Source organism: Pantoea sp. 18069, assembly GCF_902706035.1.
Lineage (GTDB): Bacteria > Pseudomonadota > Gammaproteobacteria > Burkholderiales > Burkholderiaceae_C > Comamonas.
In genome coordinates, this window is record NZ_CACSJA010000015.1 from 120,244 (window position 1) to 134,930 (window position 14,687).

At 65.9% G+C, this 14,687-nt stretch carries 15 protein-coding genes, 1 tRNA gene and 1 pseudogene; 8 read left to right on the forward strand and 9 right to left on the reverse strand.

All coding sequences use genetic code 11. The annotated features are described in order from the left end of the window. The first annotated feature begins 27 nt into the window (after positions 1 to 27). On the forward strand, positions 28 to 906 hold the full coding sequence (locus tag GVL12_RS13885; RefSeq protein ID WP_200843742.1) for a pseudouridine synthase: 879 nt from the start codon (positions 28 to 30) through the stop codon (positions 904 to 906). 101 nt (positions 907 to 1,007) lie between these two features. Continuing rightward, on the forward strand, positions 1,008 to 1,280 hold the full coding sequence (locus GVL12_RS13890) for a PsiF family protein (protein ID WP_159914942.1): 273 nt from the start codon (positions 1,008 to 1,010) through the stop codon (positions 1,278 to 1,280). 79 nt (positions 1,281 to 1,359) lie between these two features. Here GVL12_RS13890 and GVL12_RS13895 read toward each other — a convergent pair whose 3' ends face one another. The 4 genes from GVL12_RS13895 to GVL12_RS13910 all read right to left on the reverse strand — a co-directional run bounded on the left by GVL12_RS13895 (position 1,360) and on the right by GVL12_RS13910 (position 5,078). After that, positions 1,360 to 2,400, reverse strand: a complete 1,041-nt coding sequence (locus GVL12_RS13895) for a DNA/RNA non-specific endonuclease (RefSeq protein WP_200843743.1) — start codon at positions 2,398 to 2,400, stop codon at positions 1,360 to 1,362. Positions 2,401 to 2,484: 84 nt separating this feature from the next. Beyond that, on the reverse strand, positions 2,485 to 3,765 hold the full coding sequence (locus GVL12_RS13900) for an NAD(P)/FAD-dependent oxidoreductase (RefSeq protein WP_159914944.1): 1,281 nt from the start codon (positions 3,763 to 3,765) through the stop codon (positions 2,485 to 2,487). After that, on the reverse strand, positions 3,765 to 4,118 hold the full coding sequence (locus tag GVL12_RS13905; protein WP_159914946.1) for a c-type cytochrome: 354 nt from the start codon (positions 4,116 to 4,118) through the stop codon (positions 3,765 to 3,767). The genes GVL12_RS13900 and GVL12_RS13905 overlap by 1 nt, the downstream gene beginning before the upstream one ends. A 120-nt stretch (positions 4,119 to 4,238) precedes the next feature. After that, positions 4,239 to 5,078, reverse strand: coding sequence for an alpha/beta fold hydrolase (locus GVL12_RS13910; RefSeq protein ID WP_159914948.1), 840 nt, complete (start codon positions 5,076 to 5,078; stop codon positions 4,239 to 4,241). A 295-nt stretch (positions 5,079 to 5,373) separates the two neighbouring features. On the opposite strand from GVL12_RS13910, the gene GVL12_RS13915 reads away from it, so the two are divergent. Next, positions 5,374 to 5,928, forward strand: a complete 555-nt coding sequence (locus GVL12_RS13915) for a hypothetical protein (RefSeq protein ID WP_159914950.1) — start codon at positions 5,374 to 5,376, stop codon at positions 5,926 to 5,928. 46 nt (positions 5,929 to 5,974) lie between these two features. Here GVL12_RS13915 and fos read toward each other — a convergent pair whose 3' ends face one another. The 5 genes from fos to GVL12_RS13940 form a co-directional block, all read right to left on the reverse strand. Beyond that, positions 5,975 to 6,385: a fosfomycin resistance glutathione transferase gene (gene fos, locus GVL12_RS13920; protein ID WP_159914952.1), complete on the reverse strand. Its 411-nt coding sequence runs from the start codon at positions 6,383 to 6,385 to the stop codon at positions 5,975 to 5,977. A gap of 101 nt (positions 6,386 to 6,486) precedes the next feature. Beyond that, positions 6,487 to 6,560: transfer RNA gene (locus tag GVL12_RS13925), tRNA-Gly, on the reverse strand. A gap of 286 nt (positions 6,561 to 6,846) precedes the next feature. Continuing rightward, on the reverse strand, positions 6,847 to 7,473 hold the full coding sequence (locus GVL12_RS13930) for a DUF4124 domain-containing protein (RefSeq protein ID WP_159914954.1): 627 nt from the start codon (positions 7,471 to 7,473) through the stop codon (positions 6,847 to 6,849). Between the two features lie 140 nt (positions 7,474 to 7,613). Then, positions 7,614 to 8,732 (reverse strand): diguanylate cyclase, encoded by a 1,119-nt coding sequence (locus GVL12_RS13935; protein WP_159914956.1) that lies wholly within the window; start codon positions 8,730 to 8,732, stop codon positions 7,614 to 7,616. Between the two features lie 239 nt (positions 8,733 to 8,971). Continuing rightward, a complete protein-coding gene (locus GVL12_RS13940) occupies positions 8,972 to 9,781 on the reverse strand; it encodes an IclR family transcriptional regulator C-terminal domain-containing protein (RefSeq protein WP_159914958.1) in 810 nt (269 codons plus the stop codon). A gap of 203 nt (positions 9,782 to 9,984) precedes the next feature. Between GVL12_RS13940 and GVL12_RS13945 the strand changes: the two genes are divergently transcribed. The 5 genes and pseudogenes from GVL12_RS13945 to GVL12_RS13965 form a co-directional block, all read left to right on the forward strand. Continuing rightward, positions 9,985 to 11,745 (forward strand): bifunctional 3-(3-hydroxy-phenyl)propionate/3-hydroxycinnamic acid hydroxylase, encoded by a 1,761-nt coding sequence (locus tag GVL12_RS13945; protein WP_159914960.1) that lies wholly within the window; start codon positions 9,985 to 9,987, stop codon positions 11,743 to 11,745. After that, positions 11,746 to 12,729 carry a 3-carboxyethylcatechol 2,3-dioxygenase gene (locus GVL12_RS13950; protein ID WP_159914962.1) on the forward strand — a complete coding sequence of 328 codons (984 nt, stop codon included), beginning with the start codon at positions 11,746 to 11,748 and terminating at the stop codon, positions 12,727 to 12,729. 12 nt (positions 12,730 to 12,741) lie between these two features. Continuing rightward, a complete protein-coding gene (gene mhpD, locus GVL12_RS13955; RefSeq protein ID WP_159914964.1) occupies positions 12,742 to 13,524 on the forward strand; it encodes a 2-keto-4-pentenoate hydratase in 783 nt (260 codons plus the stop codon). 33 nt (positions 13,525 to 13,557) lie between these two features. Next, positions 13,558 to 14,529 (forward strand): tripartite tricarboxylate transporter substrate binding protein, encoded by a 972-nt coding sequence (locus GVL12_RS13960; RefSeq protein WP_159914966.1) that lies wholly within the window; start codon positions 13,558 to 13,560, stop codon positions 14,527 to 14,529. 22 nt (positions 14,530 to 14,551) lie between these two features. Next, positions 14,552 to 14,687: pseudogene (locus GVL12_RS13965) on the forward strand (acetaldehyde dehydrogenase); the annotation flags it as partial.

The following is a 14,687-nucleotide window of genomic DNA, read 5'->3' on the forward strand; positions in this document are numbered from 1 at the left end:
AACCCGCACGATCCCAAAGTTCTGCCCATGCGCGACGGGGTCAGCCCCAGTTGCATTGCCCTGCCCAACCAGGGCGAAGGCAGCATCCTCGATTTCCTCGCCGAACGTCTGCCGGCCGTTGCGCGCGCCGACTGGCAGGCGCGCATGCAGGCCGGGGAAGTGGTCGACGAGCACGCGCAGCGCGTGCTGCCCGAGCGCCAGGTGGTGCCAGGCCTGCGCGTGTACTACTACCGCACGCTGGACAACGAGGTGCGCGTGCCGTTCGAAGCCCAGGTGCTGTTTCGCGATGACCACCTGCTGGTGGCCGACAAGCCCCATTTCCTGCCCGTGGTGCCGGCCGGGCGCTACCTGCAAAACAGCCTGCTGGTGCGCCTCAAGCGCGCGCTGGACTTGCCGGAACTCTCTCCCATCCACCGCATAGACCGCGAGACCGCGGGCCTGGTGCTGTTTTCCGTGCAGCGCGCAACGCGCGGGCGCTACCAGGCGCTGTTTCGCGAGCGCGCCGTCGACAAGACCTACGAAGCGGTCGCGCCCTGGCGCGAGAGCGTGTCTTTTCCACGCGAACATGCGAGCCGGATGGAGGAAAGCGGCCATTTCTTTCGCATGCACGAAGTCGAAGGCGCACCCAACAGCTTCACGCAGATGCAGGTGCTCGAAAGGGCGGGCGACTGGGCGCGCTACCGCCTCGCACCGGTGACCGGCAAGCGCCACCAGCTGCGCGTGCACATGGCGTCGCTGGGGCTGGCGCTGCGCGGCGACACGCTGTACCCGCAAGTCAACGACGCGGCCGAAGGCGATTTTTCGCAGCCGCTGCAATTGCTCGCGCGCTCGCTGGCCTTTCGCGACCCGCTGAGCGGCGAGCACCGGTATTTCGAGAGCCAGCGGGCGTTGAATCCACTGCCCTGAACAGGACGGCGCGCGCTGCGGGCAAGCATGGCTTCAGGAAAGCGCGAGGATGTGATGCAATGGCCAGGCGCTGGTCGTCAGCGTATTCGGGGGCGTATCTCATGAAGCAATTCGTCGCACTGGCCGCCTTGGCCCTGGCTGCCAGCTTGGGCCTGGCCGCAGACAAAGTTCCTACTCCGCAGCAAAAACTGATGGGCACCTGCAATACCGAAGCCACGGGCAAGAAAGGCGATGAGCGCAAGGCGTTCATGAAGTCCTGTCTTTCGAACGGCAAGAAACTGCAGCAGGAGCGCATGAAGTTGTGCAATTCCCAGGCCACGGGAAAGACCGGCGACGACCGCAAGTCCTTCATGGGCCAGTGCCTGAAGAAGTAGGCGCAACGACGGCGCAGTCCTTGCGTTGGCTGACGCGCCGCGAGCGCCGGCCATCGCCTTGGGCTGGAGGGGGAGCTGGCTATCCCGGCAGGAAGCGAATGCCGCTGCGGCGCACCAGTTCCTCGTAGCTGATCGGTGCGCTGGCGCGCGTGCCGGCCGCATTGGCCTGCCAGTGGGCCCAGCTCCTGCCGGTGCTGGCGTCATACACCAGCTTGAACAGATGGCTGGGCACCTGGACCTTGCCCGGGCCTATGGTCCTGGCCGGGCCCGTGAACACCGGGCCGGTGAACACATAGATATCGCCCTGCGCGCGCTGCGCATAGCGGCGTGTGTCCTGTTCGATCTGGCTCCAGGCCCCGGCGTTGTGGGCCTGGTTCTGCGGCACCATGTTCGCCAGGCTGAAGCTCTGCGCCATGGCTTCGGCGCTGGCCATATTGCCTGCCGGGGCCATGTGGCCGCGCGAATAGCCCGAGCCCTGGTAGTCGGCGAGCTCGGCGCGTTCGGCGCGCGGCAGGCGGGCATCGGCAAAGAAGCGGTCGGTGCGCTGCAGGCCCTTGGCCTGGGTGATGCTGGCGCGGTTGAGCCGTTCGGCGACGAACACCGGCGTCTTGTGGCTGCCGCTGTGCAGCACCGCGAAGCTGCTGTAGCAAAGCTCGCGCAGATCGTCGGCCCGCGGCACCACGGGCGGCACGCCGCCCGGGAAATGCTGGCGGCACTGCGAGAACTGCGTGGCCGTGCTGCCCTGGCTGCCTAGGCCACCGCCTGCGGGCGTGGCCGCGCTGCCGGCCGTCGTGGTCGGCAGGCCCAGCAGATCGTTGAACGCATACCGGGTCAGCCCATCGGCCAGCGGCGCCAGCGCGGCCAGCGCCGATGCGGCCGCCGGCCCCACCAGCGACGTCACCGAGGCGAGCAGTGGCGGGCCGATCACGGCCGACGCCTTGGCCAGCAAGCTTTCGTACCAACCCGCGTTGGGCGTACAACCCGCGACCTGGTGGCCCACGGCCGCCGACGAAGTCAGGCCGAGCCAGAACCTGCGCATCCGCAGCAGGTCGTTGATCTTGGAAAGCAGGGCACTCTTGCGGGTGCGCTTGCGGCTGGCCTTGCGGGAACGCTTCGTCATGTCTGCGCGGATGTTAACCGCCAAACAGCATCCTTTTTTTCATTCGCGCCTGCGTGCTCGCCCGGGCCGCCGGAATGTGGGCTTTCAGTGGCCCCAGGTATCGGCACCGATCGCCGTATACCAGGCCGCGCCATAGCGCGCTTCGGCCGCGCGGAACCAGGCCGGGGCATCGAGCGGGCTGATGCCGCCCGCGCCCGCGACTTCGAGCAGCCTGTCGTTTTGTGCGCGGTAGACGCCAGCCACCGAGATGCCGTGTTCGGGCCCGATCAGGCTGTAGCAGGTATTGGTGTACCAGGCCTGGGGCGCTGCCTGCCCCTGCAGTTCGGCGCTGATCGCCGCGGCGACGAGCCGGCCCTGGGAGTTCGCGCTGGCGCCCGACTTGGGCATGGGCGCGGCGATGCTGGCGTCGCCGATCACATGCACATGGGCCTGCTGCCGGGACTCGAAATTCGTGGCCTTGACGGGCACCCAGCCGCTCGCGTCGGTGACTCCCGCGCGCTCGGCGATCCACCCCGCCTTCTGAGGCGGTATCACGTTGAGCACATGAGCGTGGTGCAGCGCGCCCGACGCGGTCTCGACTTCGCGCCGCAGCGCATCGATGCGAACCGCCTGGCCGTCGTCGTCCAGACTGCGCCAGTCGATCATGTCGCCGTACAAGGCTTTCCAGCCCTGCAGGAACAGCGGCTTCTTGGAGAAATCGTTCTTGGCGTCGAGCAGCAGTATCCTGGAGCGGGGCTTGTGCGCGCGAAAATAATGCGCGACCAGCGCCGCGCGCTCATACGGGCCGGGCGGGCAGCGATAGGGGCTTGGCGGAATCACTATCGCGAAGGTGCCGCCATCGGGCATGGCCTGGAGCTGCTCGCGCAGCAGGCGCGTCTGCGCGCCGGCTTTCCAGGCATGGGGGGCATGCATGGAGGCCTGGGCGTCGTAGCCGGCGAGCTGCCCCCAGCGCATGTCGACGCCCGGCGACAGCACGAGCTTGTCCCAGACAAGCCGCTGGCCGTCGGACAGGGCGATGGTCCGGCCCACGGGGTCCACGTCCACGGCCGCTGCGTGCACCACGTCGATGCCCATGGCGCGCAGCGCGTCAAAGCCATGGCCCAGGCTTTCCCAATCGCGCAGGCCCGCGAGGTAGTGGCTTGAAAACGCGCAGGTGTAGTGGCGTGCTGCGGGCTCGACCAGGGTGATGCGCAGCGTGCCGTGGTACAGGCGAAGATGGCGCGCGGCAGCGGCTCCGCCAAACCCGCCGCCGACCACGACCACATGGGCCGAAGCGGCTTGCGCGCGCACAAGCGCCGGCATGGCCAGCGTGCCCAGGCCCGTGAGCAGCGCGCGGCGCGAGAGGGAGTGCGTCAATGCCGGCATCACGGCACCTGCGCAAACCATTGGGCCAGGGCCTGGATCTGCTGGTCGTCATAGCCCCTCATCAGCCGCGTCATGATGGTCGCGTCGCGCGCCGAGCCGTCCTTGAAGGCTTGCAGCCGCTCGTGCAGGCGGCGTTCAGACTGGCCGGCAATGCTAGGAATGGCGGTGGTCGAGTAGCCGTGGGGCCCGTGGCAGCTCACGCAGGCGCCCGCGAGCACGGCCACCGAGGAGGGCGAGAGCGCAGGCGCGGCTGGCGTGTAGGCCTGTTGGGCCTGTGCCAGGCCCGCCAGCGCGCACAGCAGCAGCGCCGGTGGGGGGTAAACGCGGGTGCGCAGCGAAGTCGACAGGGGCATGGGGGCCTTTCAAGACAAGACGCACAGCATGCTTGCGCGGGTGGCTCGTCCGGATAAGGCCAGGGCGCGTCGTCTTGCGCGGTTCTTCCGACAGGCGGCAGGCCGCGCCGCGCGCCCCGTTCACCGCCCCTGCAGGAAGTCCAGCAACGCCTGGTTGAACTCCGCCGCGTGCGACAGGTTGCAGCCGTGCGGGCCGCCTTTGATCAGGTGCAGCTTGCAGCCGGCAATCGCCTGGTGCGTGCGCGCGCCGCTGACTTCGAACGGCACGGTCTGGTCGCTGTCGCCATGGATCACCAGCGTCGGGATGTTGAATTGCTTCAGGTCTTCGCGAAAGTCGGTGCGCGAGAACGCGGCGATGCAGTCGTGCGTGCCCTGCGGCGAGGCAAACGCGGCAATGGTCCTGGCGTATTCGCGCTGGGCTTCGCTCACCGCCAGTTCTCCCCCTTTGGGCGTAAAGAACTTCTGCGTGAATTCGTCGAGGAATGCAAGCCTGTCGTCGCGCACGCCCTTCTGCTTGGCCGCGATGTCTTCGTCCGAGACCGCGCCTTCGGGGTTGTCGTCGGCCTTGAACAGGTAGGGCGGCACCGCTGCCGCGAATACCGCCTTGGTCACGCGCTCGGTGCCGTACTTGGCGACATAGCGCGCGACTTCGCCGCCGCCCATGGAAAAGCCGACGAGCGTCGCGCCATGCAGGTTCAGGCTGTTGAGCAGGATGTGCAGGTCCTGGGCCAGTGTGTCGTAGTCATAGCCGTCCCAGGGCTGGGTCGAATGGCCAAAGCCGCGCCGGTCATAAGTGATCACCCGCAAGCCGGCCGTGACCAGCGGTCCGACCTGCGCCTCCCAGGTGCGGCCGCTCAGCGGCCAGCCATGGATCAGAACGACCGGCTTTCCCTGGCCGAAATCCTGGTAGTGCAGTTGCAGATCCTGGCCTGCGTATTGAGGAAGATTGACAAAAGGCATGTGGGATCCCCGCTGTGGTTGGAAACGAATCCCGAGCGTCGCAAGCCCGCGGCGCGTTGTCTGTCGTCCATTGATGACATTCGGTTGGCCGGCGGCGCATCAATGGAAACCAGATGTGTGGGTGCGTTCGCCCGCGTAGGAGTTTCGCTACAGGCGCGTGGCGTTTTGACTGGCATGGAGTGCTCCCCTTCCTGAACGCGCATCCACCCTGGGGTTTGCGAACATCGAAGCTTCGCGGTCCCGCAAGACCAACGCAGGTGACCTCCTGCTTTCACCTCATCAACGCAGGGCCCCCATGCGCAATATCCATTGGACACAAAAGAAGTTTTTTTACGCCCTCACCCTCGGTGCGGCACTGGCATTGAGCGCCTGTGGCGGCGGCAATGACGACGACACCGAACCCAGCGGCGACATCGGCATCCTGCGCATCTCCCAGGCCACGGACACCCACCTCAACGGCTGGTACGGCAGCGGCAATGTGGGGCTGACCGGCGTTGCCGACACCGGCGACATCGGTCCGAACGAGTGCGCGTTCGACTTCGACAATTTCACCAAGCTCACGGGCGACCGCACGCTCGCCATGATGGGCGATATTCGCTACGCCTATCCCAACGGCAGCGCCACCCCGGCGCTGCACGGCGACAACATCAAGATCAAGGACACCACCTACGACTTCGTGAAGGAAGGCACCAACCTCACCAAGGCGAAAGTCAATCTGACGCTGGGCACGGTCACTTTCGACAACCTCCTCGCCAGAGACGGCAGCAACAATTCGGTGGAGCTGTCCGGCACCATCAAGCTGCCCGACGAAGCCAGCCGCGACAAGGCGTGCAAGAAGCCCGCAGTCTGAGCCTGCTGATCCGAGACTGCCCCTGATCCGGGGCAGTCGTCCTTGCCTATTCAAGGAATTCCATGTCGGCGTAGGGCGATGCGCGGCATTGGGCCATGCGCTCGGCCAGGCCGCCCACATGGGCCTCAAGCTTGTGGCCGTCAGGGTCCAGGAAATACAGCGAATCTCCTTCGCTGCGGTTCTCCTTCCATTGCGCAATACCTTGCTCGCTGAGCCTTTGGGCGAACGTGCCGAAGTGCTCCTGCGCAATCGTGAATGCGTAGTGCGTGTAGTCAGGCGCCGGTCCAGGGGATTTCAGATCGTCGACCGAAAGACAGAGCCACAAGCTGCCCAGTTCCAGATACGCACCTGTGCGCCAGCGCGCAACCGGCCGAAAGCCAAGAAGGCGCTGGTAAAAATCAACACTGCGTGAAAGCTCTCGCACGGCAAGCGTCAGGTGATTCATTCCGGTGAGCACGGTGTTCCTCTGGATCTGGATGCCTGAAATAGGTGGTATCCCAGGACCATCCTCGGCACCGCAAGCGAGCCCGCTGAGTGCTCGTCGAGATGGGGGAATTCTGGAGCGGGCGACGGGAATCGAACCCGTGCTATTTGCTTGGGAAGCAAAAGTTCTGCCATTGAACTACGCCCGCGTCTTGTAAGTCGTTGAAGTTGAACGACTTTTGTCTGTAAGTGCTTGATTTTTCAGGTGAAGTTTCCGCGCCGGCTTTGGCTTTTTGCCTCATCCTGCATCTATGAAACCACACCTGCATATATTCTCGGTGTAGCTTAAGTGTAGGTTCCCAGCGACCCGCACCTGCCAGCTGCACAAAAGCACTCAACAGACTGAAAGCAAGTATATGGGATTTGCTGCGCGGGCTGCGAAGCGCCTGCCGGCGCGCAAGGTGCGAGAAAGCGATGGGCGCGAACAGCTTTACATCAGTTGCAATTCCACCTTTTCCCCGCACGATGGCAGGTCCGGCCGTTCGGCCCGGTCATCAAGTCCGGCCCGGCCTGGTGATACACGCCGCCCTGGTCGTCGTAGCAAAATCCAGGTGCGCAATGGGTGATGTTTGCCGGACCCATGATCAGTTGTGGAGGCTCCTGCATCAGCTGGGTGTTTGATCCACAGCTTGCGTTGACCCGTGCAATGGCGGCATTGGTGCGCATGCGCTTTTCATCTTGCGAGAGGGTGCGAATGTTGCTCACAAACGCCAGGTCCTTTGTGGCCGCCTTGCACTCGAGCGACGAGGCCTTGTCCTGCACTGCAGCTTGGCTGGCAGCGGGGGCAGCCTGGCCTTGCTGCCTTTCGAACAACCGGGACGCTTGTCTGTCGGCCTCCGCGCGCTCCCTGCGCTCGTTCGCTTCGGCTGCCTGCATGCGTTCCTGGTCGATCTCGCTTTGCGTGCGTCGGCGCTCGAGCAGTTCATCCGACTGACCGGCGGCGCACGGCGCATCGGCGTAGATCGTCCTCCCGCTCGCATCCTTGCACTTGTGCACCTGTGCCATGGTGGGCATTGCCAAGGTGGTCAAGGCGATCGTCGCGGCGGCCAGAATCCAGCGCATAGGTGTCTCCGAATGTGCAGACATGCATCGTACATGCAACTCCCTTCCAGGGCGTGACGCGGCCCCGGCAGCGGGAAGTCCGGCGGCCATGGCTTGCGGATTCCTTCCGAGCCTCCAAGTTCCACAGGCTTCCACAGGCGTCACAGCGCCGGCGTTTCACCCGCGGGCCGCGCCACATGCACCCTGTCCCGCCCCGCCTGCTTGGCCTGGTAGAGCAGGCGGTCCGCATGGGACAGCGAGGCGGAAAGCTCGGCCAGGTCGGCGATGGGCACGATGCCGAAACTGATGGTCATGCGCCCGCCGTTGGGCAGCAGTTTCTTGTCTTCGCTCAACTGGGTGCGGATGCGCTGGGCAATGCTCTCGGCGCTCGCGAGGTCGGTGCGCAGCAGCAGCACGAATTCCTCGCCGCCGAAGCGCGCGACCAGGTCTTCGTTGCGCACCTGCTGGGTGAGCGCGCCGGCCACGGTCTGCAGAACGTGGTCGCCGTGGGCATGGCCCCAGGTGTCGTTGATGCGCTTGAAATGGTCGATGTCGCCGATGAGCAGGGTCCATGGGCCCTGCCGCGGGTCGCGCAGCAGGGGCTCGGCCGCTTCCTGGAAGGCGCGGCGGTTGAGCAGGTTGGTCAGCGGGTCCATGTTGCGCTCCGCGCGCAGCGCGGTCATGGCGTCGCGCACCGTGTTGGCCAGCAGCAGCATGGTGAACAGCAGTGCGAAGAGCAAGGTGGTGGCCAGCATCATCAGCCAGTAGGAAGAGAAGGATGCGGCGTTCTCGCCCCGGCTGCCGATGACAAGCGACAGCAGTGGGCGCACGCTGGTGTTGATCGCGAACAGTACGTACAGCCAGTACATTGCGCGCTCCAGCCCGGCCGTGGGCAGGCGGCGCTGCAGGATGCGCCCCGCGGGCAGCAGCTGCAGCAGTCCCAGGCCCGCGTTGAGCCAATGCATGCGCATCCACAGGTCGACTTCGATCCGGCTGTAGTAATAGAGCGCCAGCAGCACCACGGCGCCAATGAGCAGGCCGATTCTGGGGCGCGCCGAGACCGCGTAGTAGCCGGCCATGCCGCGCGCAAAGCACCAGGCGCCGAACAGGTACATCACGCCCGTGACGATCGCCCAGCGGTGAAGGTCTGCAAGGACCATCAGGCTTTGCCAGGCGAGTGCACTGCCGACGAGCGTGTAGCTGCTCGCGACCCACAGCAGATAGCGGCGGCGGCGCTGCACCAGCCAGCAACCGATGAGCGTGGCCCCGAGAAGCAGCATGCACGCCGGGATGATCAACAGGAATATGCGGTCGATGAGGGTAGACACGTGATCAACGCAGCTGCATGCCGCGTGGGAAAGGGGCCAGGACAGGGCAGGGCGTGCGCTCGCGCGCTGCAATCATGCGCTGCGGCAGATGCGCATTTTGGCAGTGATTGCCATTTCCGAGGGGCAATCCTTGTGCGCCGATGTCGCGTGCGATCCCGAGTCCGCGTTGCGCACTGTGGGCGTGCATGGCTTCATTCCCGCCAGGGCGTGCTGTCGCGGCCGATCCGGTAGGCGAGCTTTTGCAGCAAGGGCAGGTATTTGCGCTCGACGGTCTGTTCATCGACCGAGGCATTCGGGTAGATCATGTTGATCGCGCCTATGACCTGGTCCGTGCCCATCACGGCCACGCCTATGGCCGAGAAATCGGACTCCTTGGCCCATTCGCCGCTGTTGCGCGCATAGCCGCGCGCGCGGGTTGCCTGCACCAGCGCGTCTATGCCTTTGCGGTCCCTGGCCATGTCGCCTATCCAGTCGGGGCGCTGGCACAGCAGCTGCAGGATGCTCTCGAGCTGCTCGGGGTCGCAGGCCGCGAGGTAGGCGCGGCCTATCGCCGTGACGAAAAGGGGCAGTCGCTCGCCGATCATCGCCTGGTGCTGGGACAGCAGGCTGAAGCGATGCGTGCTCTCGCGCACCACGAGGAATCCGGCTTCCATCGTCGCCAGGTCGCAGGGCCACATCAATTGCTTCACGCTGCTGCGCATCAGCGGCGTCGCGACCTGGCTGATCCATTCATCCTCGATGAAACCTTCGCTCAGGCGCTTGACTTCGAACGTCAGGCAGTACTGCCCTTCCTGCTCGGTGGGCCGCACCAGGCCGCAACTGCGCAGTGTCTCGAGCATGCGCTTGACCGTGGTGCGGTGCACCTGAGTCATCTGGCCCAGCTCGGTCGTGGTGGCCGTGCCACCGGGCATCTGGTTCATGCATTTGAGCAGGGCAATGCCGCGGGCCAGGCTGCGGATGTCCTTGTAGGCCTCGCTGGAGGCAAGCGTTTTGTCCTGCATGGCGCGTTTTTCCTGGTATTTACCCGTGGTTCATGGTGCACCTGGTGCACTCAGTTTACCGGTTTCAAGGGCGTCCACACAATTCATGTCAGCCAGTGATCCGGAGCGATTCCGGAAAAAGTGTGCATCCGAGGGGGTCTGGCGGGCATTCGGCAATCCGCCCCAGACCACCCCGCAAGGCGTAATGAGCAAGGACCAGGGACATGACAGAACAAGCGCGAGAGACAACTTCCGGACTGGACGCAGAGGTCCTGGTCATTGGTGCCGGGCCGGTGGGCCTGACGACGGCCAACATCCTGGGGCAGGCCGGCGTGAAGACGCTGGTGGTGGAGAAGCTGGCCAGCATCATCGACTACCCGCGCGCCATCGGCATCGACGATGAATCGCTGCGCACCTTGCAGACCGCGGGGCTGACCGGCGAAGTGCAAAAGCACATCACGCCCTACCACTGGATGCGCTTTTACACGGCCAGCGGCAAGTGCTTTGCGTCCATAGAGCCGCGCACCGACGAGTTTGGCTGGTCGCGGCGCAATGCCTTCATCCAGCCCGAAGTCGACCAGATTCTCTACGAAGGCCTTCAACGCTACGCCCAGGTGCAGGTGCTGTTCGGCCAGAACGTGTGCACGGTATCGCAGGGCGCGCAAGGCGTGGCGCTCGAAGTCGAGAATGCGCAGGGCGAAAAGCGGACCTTGCGCGCGCGCTACCTCGTGGCCTGCGATGGCGGCAACAGCCTGATCCGCCGCACGCTGAATGTGGCGTTCGAGGGCCGCACCAAGCCCAACCAGTGGATCGTGGTCGACGTGCGCAACGACCCGCTGGGCACGCCCCATATAGGCATGCACTGCGATCCCGAGCGCCCCTATGTGTCGGCGGCCTTGCCGCATGGCATACGGCGCTTCGAGTTCATGGTGATGCCGGGCGAGACCGAGGAGGAACTGTTCAAGCCCGAGGCCATGGCGCGGCTGATGTCCAAGGTGGTCGCCGATCCCGACAAGGTCGATTACATCCGCAAGCGCGTCTACACCCACAACGCGCGCCTGGCCGCGACGTTCCGCGTGCAGCGGATCTTCCTGGCCGGCGACGCGGCCCACATCATGCCGGTCTGGCAGGGCCAGGGCTACAACAGCGGCATGCGCGATGCAAGCAACCTCGCGTGGAAGCTGGCGCTGGTGGTGCAGGGCAAGGCGGGCGATGCGCTGCTCGACAGCTATACCGAAGAGCGCCGCGACCACGCGCGCTCGATGATCCACCTGTCCGAAGTCGCGGGCGACATCTTCGCGCCCGAGAGCGCGACCGCGGCCAAGGTGCGCGATACCGTGATGCTGGCGATGAATGCCGTGCCCCCCGTGAAGCAGTACTTCGCCGAGATGCGCTTCAAGCCCATGCCGCGCTATGAAAAGGGGCTGGTGCTGCATGCGTCCCCGTCGGGCGCGCCTTCGGCGCTGGGCGGCCTGCTCACGCGCTCGGGCGATACGCCGCTGGGCCGCCTGCTGGGGCTGGTGGCCGAGAAGAAGGAATCGTTTGTCGGGCGCCTGCTCAACGGCTTTGAAAGCGTGGAGCCCAGCCCCGTGGGCCGGATGTTCATCCAGCCGCAGGTCACGACCGAGGACGGGGCCACGCACAAGCTCGACGATGTGATCGGCCTGCGCTTTGCGATCCTTGCCTGGGGCACGGACCCGACCTGCGGCATGGCGCCCGAAGTGCGCGCGTTCTGGGAGCGCACGGGCGTGCGCTTCCTCTGTGTCAAACCCCTGGGCCAGATGAGCCGCAGCGCGATGGCCCCGCCCCATGTGACGCTGCTCCAGGACACGCAGGGCCGGATCAAGGACTGGTTCGGCGCGCAGAAGAAGGCCGTGGTGTTCATTCGCCCGGACCGCTTCGTCGCGGCCATGGCCAGCCCCCAGGAAGTCGATGCCGTGAGCCACCAGCTGGCGCGGCTGATGGCCCAGCCCGTGGAGGCCTGAATGTCGCGCAACATTTCGGAACGCGCCTTTCTGGGCATGTCGCATTCGCCGCTCTATGGCCTGAACGCGGTCGACGCCGCGGTGCAGCAGCAGCTCGACGCGGCGGTGGCGCAGGCGCGCGCGCTGGTGCAGCGCTTCGATCCTGAACTCGTGGTGCTGGTCGGGCCCGACCATTACAACGGCTTTTTCAACGAGCTGATGCCGCCGTTTTGCATAGGCTCCGAAGCGACTTCGGTCGGCGACTACCTCACGCCCGCGGGGCCGCTGAACGTGGACGCGGCGCTGGCGCTGGGCCTGGCCGAGCACCTGATGGAGGCCGATTTCGACATCGCGGTCTCGCGCCGCATGAAGGTCGACCATGGCTTCGTGCAGGCGCTGCAGTTTCTCTGGGGCGGGCTCGATACGCCGCCGGTGCTGCCGATCTTCATCAACGCGGTGGCCCAGCCCGGCATTGCGCGCGTGCGCCGCTGCGTGCAGCTCGGCCAGGCGATAGGCGCCTTTCTGGACGGCCTGCCGCAGCGCACGCTGGTGATCGGCTCGGGCGGGCTGTCCCATGAGCCGCCCGTGCCGACCATGGAGCACCACGATGCCGCGGTGCGCGAGCGCATCACCTGCGCACGCACGCCGACCGCGCAGGAAGTCGCGGCCAAGACCGAGCGCGTGATGGCTGCGGGCGTGGCGCTGGCCAGCGGCAGCTCGGCGATGAAGCCGCTGAACCCGCAGTGGGACGCGCAGTGGATGCAGGCCAGCGAGCAGGGCGACTGGAGCGCGTTTGCCGCCCAGGGCGAGGCCGCGATCGCGCAGCACGCCGGGCTGTCGGCGCATGAGTCCAAGTCCTGGGTCGTGGCGCGCGCCGCGCTGGCCTCGCCCGGTGCAGGCGAAACGCTGCATTGCGAGATGCGCCACTACCAGGCGATTCCCGAATTCATCGCGGGCTACGGCATCTTGCTGATGCACAACCGCGCTCCCCTTACCCGTTCCTGAAAGGCAATCCCCATGAATACATCGGAGCACATCGAGCGCTGGGCCGCGGCGCTGCGCCAGGCCGAGGCCGAGCGCCAGCCGATCGCACCCTTGCGTACGGAAATTCCGGACGCTGAAGCCGCCTATGCGGTGCAGATGGTCAACGTCGCCCATGCGCAGGCCCGGGGCCGGCGCATTGTCGGGCGCAAGATCGGCCTGACGTCGCTGGCCGTGCAAAAGCAGCTGGGCGTGGACCAGCCCGACTTCGGCACGCTGTTTGCCGACATGGTCCATGGCGATGACGAGCCGATTGCGCTGGCGCGCACGCTGCAGCCCAAGGTCGAGGCCGAAGTGGCGCTGGTGCTCAAGCGCGACCTGGACCTGCGTGACGCGACGCTGGTCGACGTGATCAACGCCACCGACTACGTGCTGCCGGCCATGGAGATCGTCGGCAGCCGCATTGCCAACTGGGATATCCGCTTCATCGATACCGTGGCCGACAACGCTTCGAGCGGCCTGCTGGTGCTGGGCGCCGTGCCCACGCGGCTCGATGGCCTGGACCTCAAGGCCTGCGCGATGGAAATGCGCTGCAACGGCGAAGTGGTTTCCACCGGCAGTGGCGCGGCCTGCCTGGGCCACCCGTTGAATGCGGCCGTGTGGCTGGCGCGCAAGCTGGCCGCGCTGGGCCAGCCGCTGCGCGCGGGCGACCTGGTGCTGACCGGCGCGCTGGGCCCCATGGTGGCGGTGAAGGCCGGCGACCGCTTCGAGGCGCGGATCTCGGGCGTGGGCGTGGTCAACGCCCAGTTCGGCAACTGATTTTTTTAGAACACGATCAAGGAGACAAAAAAAATGGTTTCGAAACGACAATTCCTGCTTGCCTGCGCAATGGCTTTGCCCGTGATGGGCTTTGCCCAGTCGGCGGCTTTCCCCCAGCGCCAGATCACCATGGTCGTGCCGTTTCCCGCGGGCGGCATCACCGACACCGTGGCGCGCGCGCTGGCGCTGAAGATGGGCGAGAACCTGGGCAAGGCGGTGATCGTCGAGAACAAGCCCGGCGGCGGCGGGCAGATCGCGGCCGCCCAGGTGCGCCAGGCGCCCGCGGACGGCCACGCGATCTACGTGGGCGCGACCGAAATGTTCGCCATCAACCCGGTGCTGTTTCGCAAGTTCTCCTATGACCCGTTCAAGGATTTCACGCCCATCACGTCGCTGATCCGCTCGCCCCTGGTGCTGGTGGTGCCCGAGAACAGCCCGATCAAGGATGTCGATGGCCTGGTCAAGGCGGCGAAGACCGAGGCCAAGGGCCTGAGCTTTGCCTCGCAGGGCCCGGGCTCGATAGGCCATCTGCTGGGCGAAGTGTTCCGCGCCCAGACCCAGGGCCAGTACACGCATGTGCCCTACAAGGGTTCGGCGCCCGGCCTGCAGGACCTGATGGCCGGCCAGGTCGACATGATGTTCGACCCGGTGATCAGCACCGCGCCGCTGATCGCGGGCAGGAAGCTGCGCCCCCTGGCCATCGCGGCCACGGAACGCGCGCCGCAGATGCCCCAGGTGCCCACGCTGCTCGAACTCGGTTTGAGCGGGCTCGACGCCCAGGTGTGGTTTGGCGCCGTGGCCAGGGCCGGCACGCCCGCGCCCGTCGTGCAGCGCCTCAATGACGCCATGCATGCGGCCATGAAGGACCCCGAAGTGCAAAAGCGCTTTGCCGAACAGGGCATGCAGGCTTTCCCCTCCACACCCGCGCAGTTCGGCCAGTTCATGCAGGCCGAAGCCGCGCGCTGGGCACCGCTGGTCAAGGCCAGCGGCGCTTCCATCGACTGATTTTTTAGCGAAGGCAAATGCGATGACCCGCAAACTCAAGGCTGCCATCATCGGCAGCGGCAACATCGGCACGGACTTGATGATCAAGATCCTGCGCCACGGCCAGAACATCGAAATGGGTGCGATGGTCGGCATCGACCCGGCCTCCGACGGCCTGG

Coding starts and splice junctions, on each gene's coding strand:
- GVL12_RS13940 (WP_159914958.1), bottom strand. CDS start 9,781: ATGCAGGACAAAACGCTTGCCTCCAGCGAGGCCTACAAGGACATCCGC.
- GVL12_RS13905 (WP_159914946.1), bottom strand. CDS start 4,118: ATGCCCCTGTCGACTTCGCTGCGCACCCGCGTTTACCCCCCACCGGCG.
- GVL12_RS13895 (WP_200843743.1), bottom strand. CDS start 2,400: ATGACGAAGCGTTCCCGCAAGGCCAGCCGCAAGCGCACCCGCAAGAGT.
- GVL12_RS13885 (WP_200843742.1), top strand. CDS start 28: ATGCGCGACGGGGTCAGCCCCAGTTGCATTGCCCTGCCCAACCAGGGC.
- GVL12_RS13935 (WP_159914956.1), bottom strand. CDS start 8,732: ATGCTGCTTCTCGGGGCCACGCTCATCGGTTGCTGGCTGGTGCAGCGC.
- mhpD (WP_159914964.1), top strand. CDS start 12,742: ATGAATACATCGGAGCACATCGAGCGCTGGGCCGCGGCGCTGCGCCAG.
- GVL12_RS13890 (WP_159914942.1), top strand. CDS start 1,008: ATGAAGCAATTCGTCGCACTGGCCGCCTTGGCCCTGGCTGCCAGCTTG.
- GVL12_RS13910 (WP_159914948.1), bottom strand. CDS start 5,078: ATGCCTTTTGTCAATCTTCCTCAATACGCAGGCCAGGATCTGCAACTG.
- GVL12_RS13930 (WP_159914954.1), bottom strand. CDS start 7,473: ATGCGCTGGATTCTGGCCGCCGCGACGATCGCCTTGACCACCTTGGCA.
- GVL12_RS13945 (WP_159914960.1), top strand. CDS start 9,985: ATGACAGAACAAGCGCGAGAGACAACTTCCGGACTGGACGCAGAGGTC.
- GVL12_RS13900 (WP_159914944.1), bottom strand. CDS start 3,765: ATGCCGGCATTGACGCACTCCCTCTCGCGCCGCGCGCTGCTCACGGGC.
- GVL12_RS13915 (WP_159914950.1), top strand. CDS start 5,374: ATGCGCAATATCCATTGGACACAAAAGAAGTTTTTTTACGCCCTCACC.
- GVL12_RS13960 (WP_159914966.1), top strand. CDS start 13,558: ATGGTTTCGAAACGACAATTCCTGCTTGCCTGCGCAATGGCTTTGCCC.
- GVL12_RS13950 (WP_159914962.1), top strand. CDS start 11,746: ATGTCGCGCAACATTTCGGAACGCGCCTTTCTGGGCATGTCGCATTCG.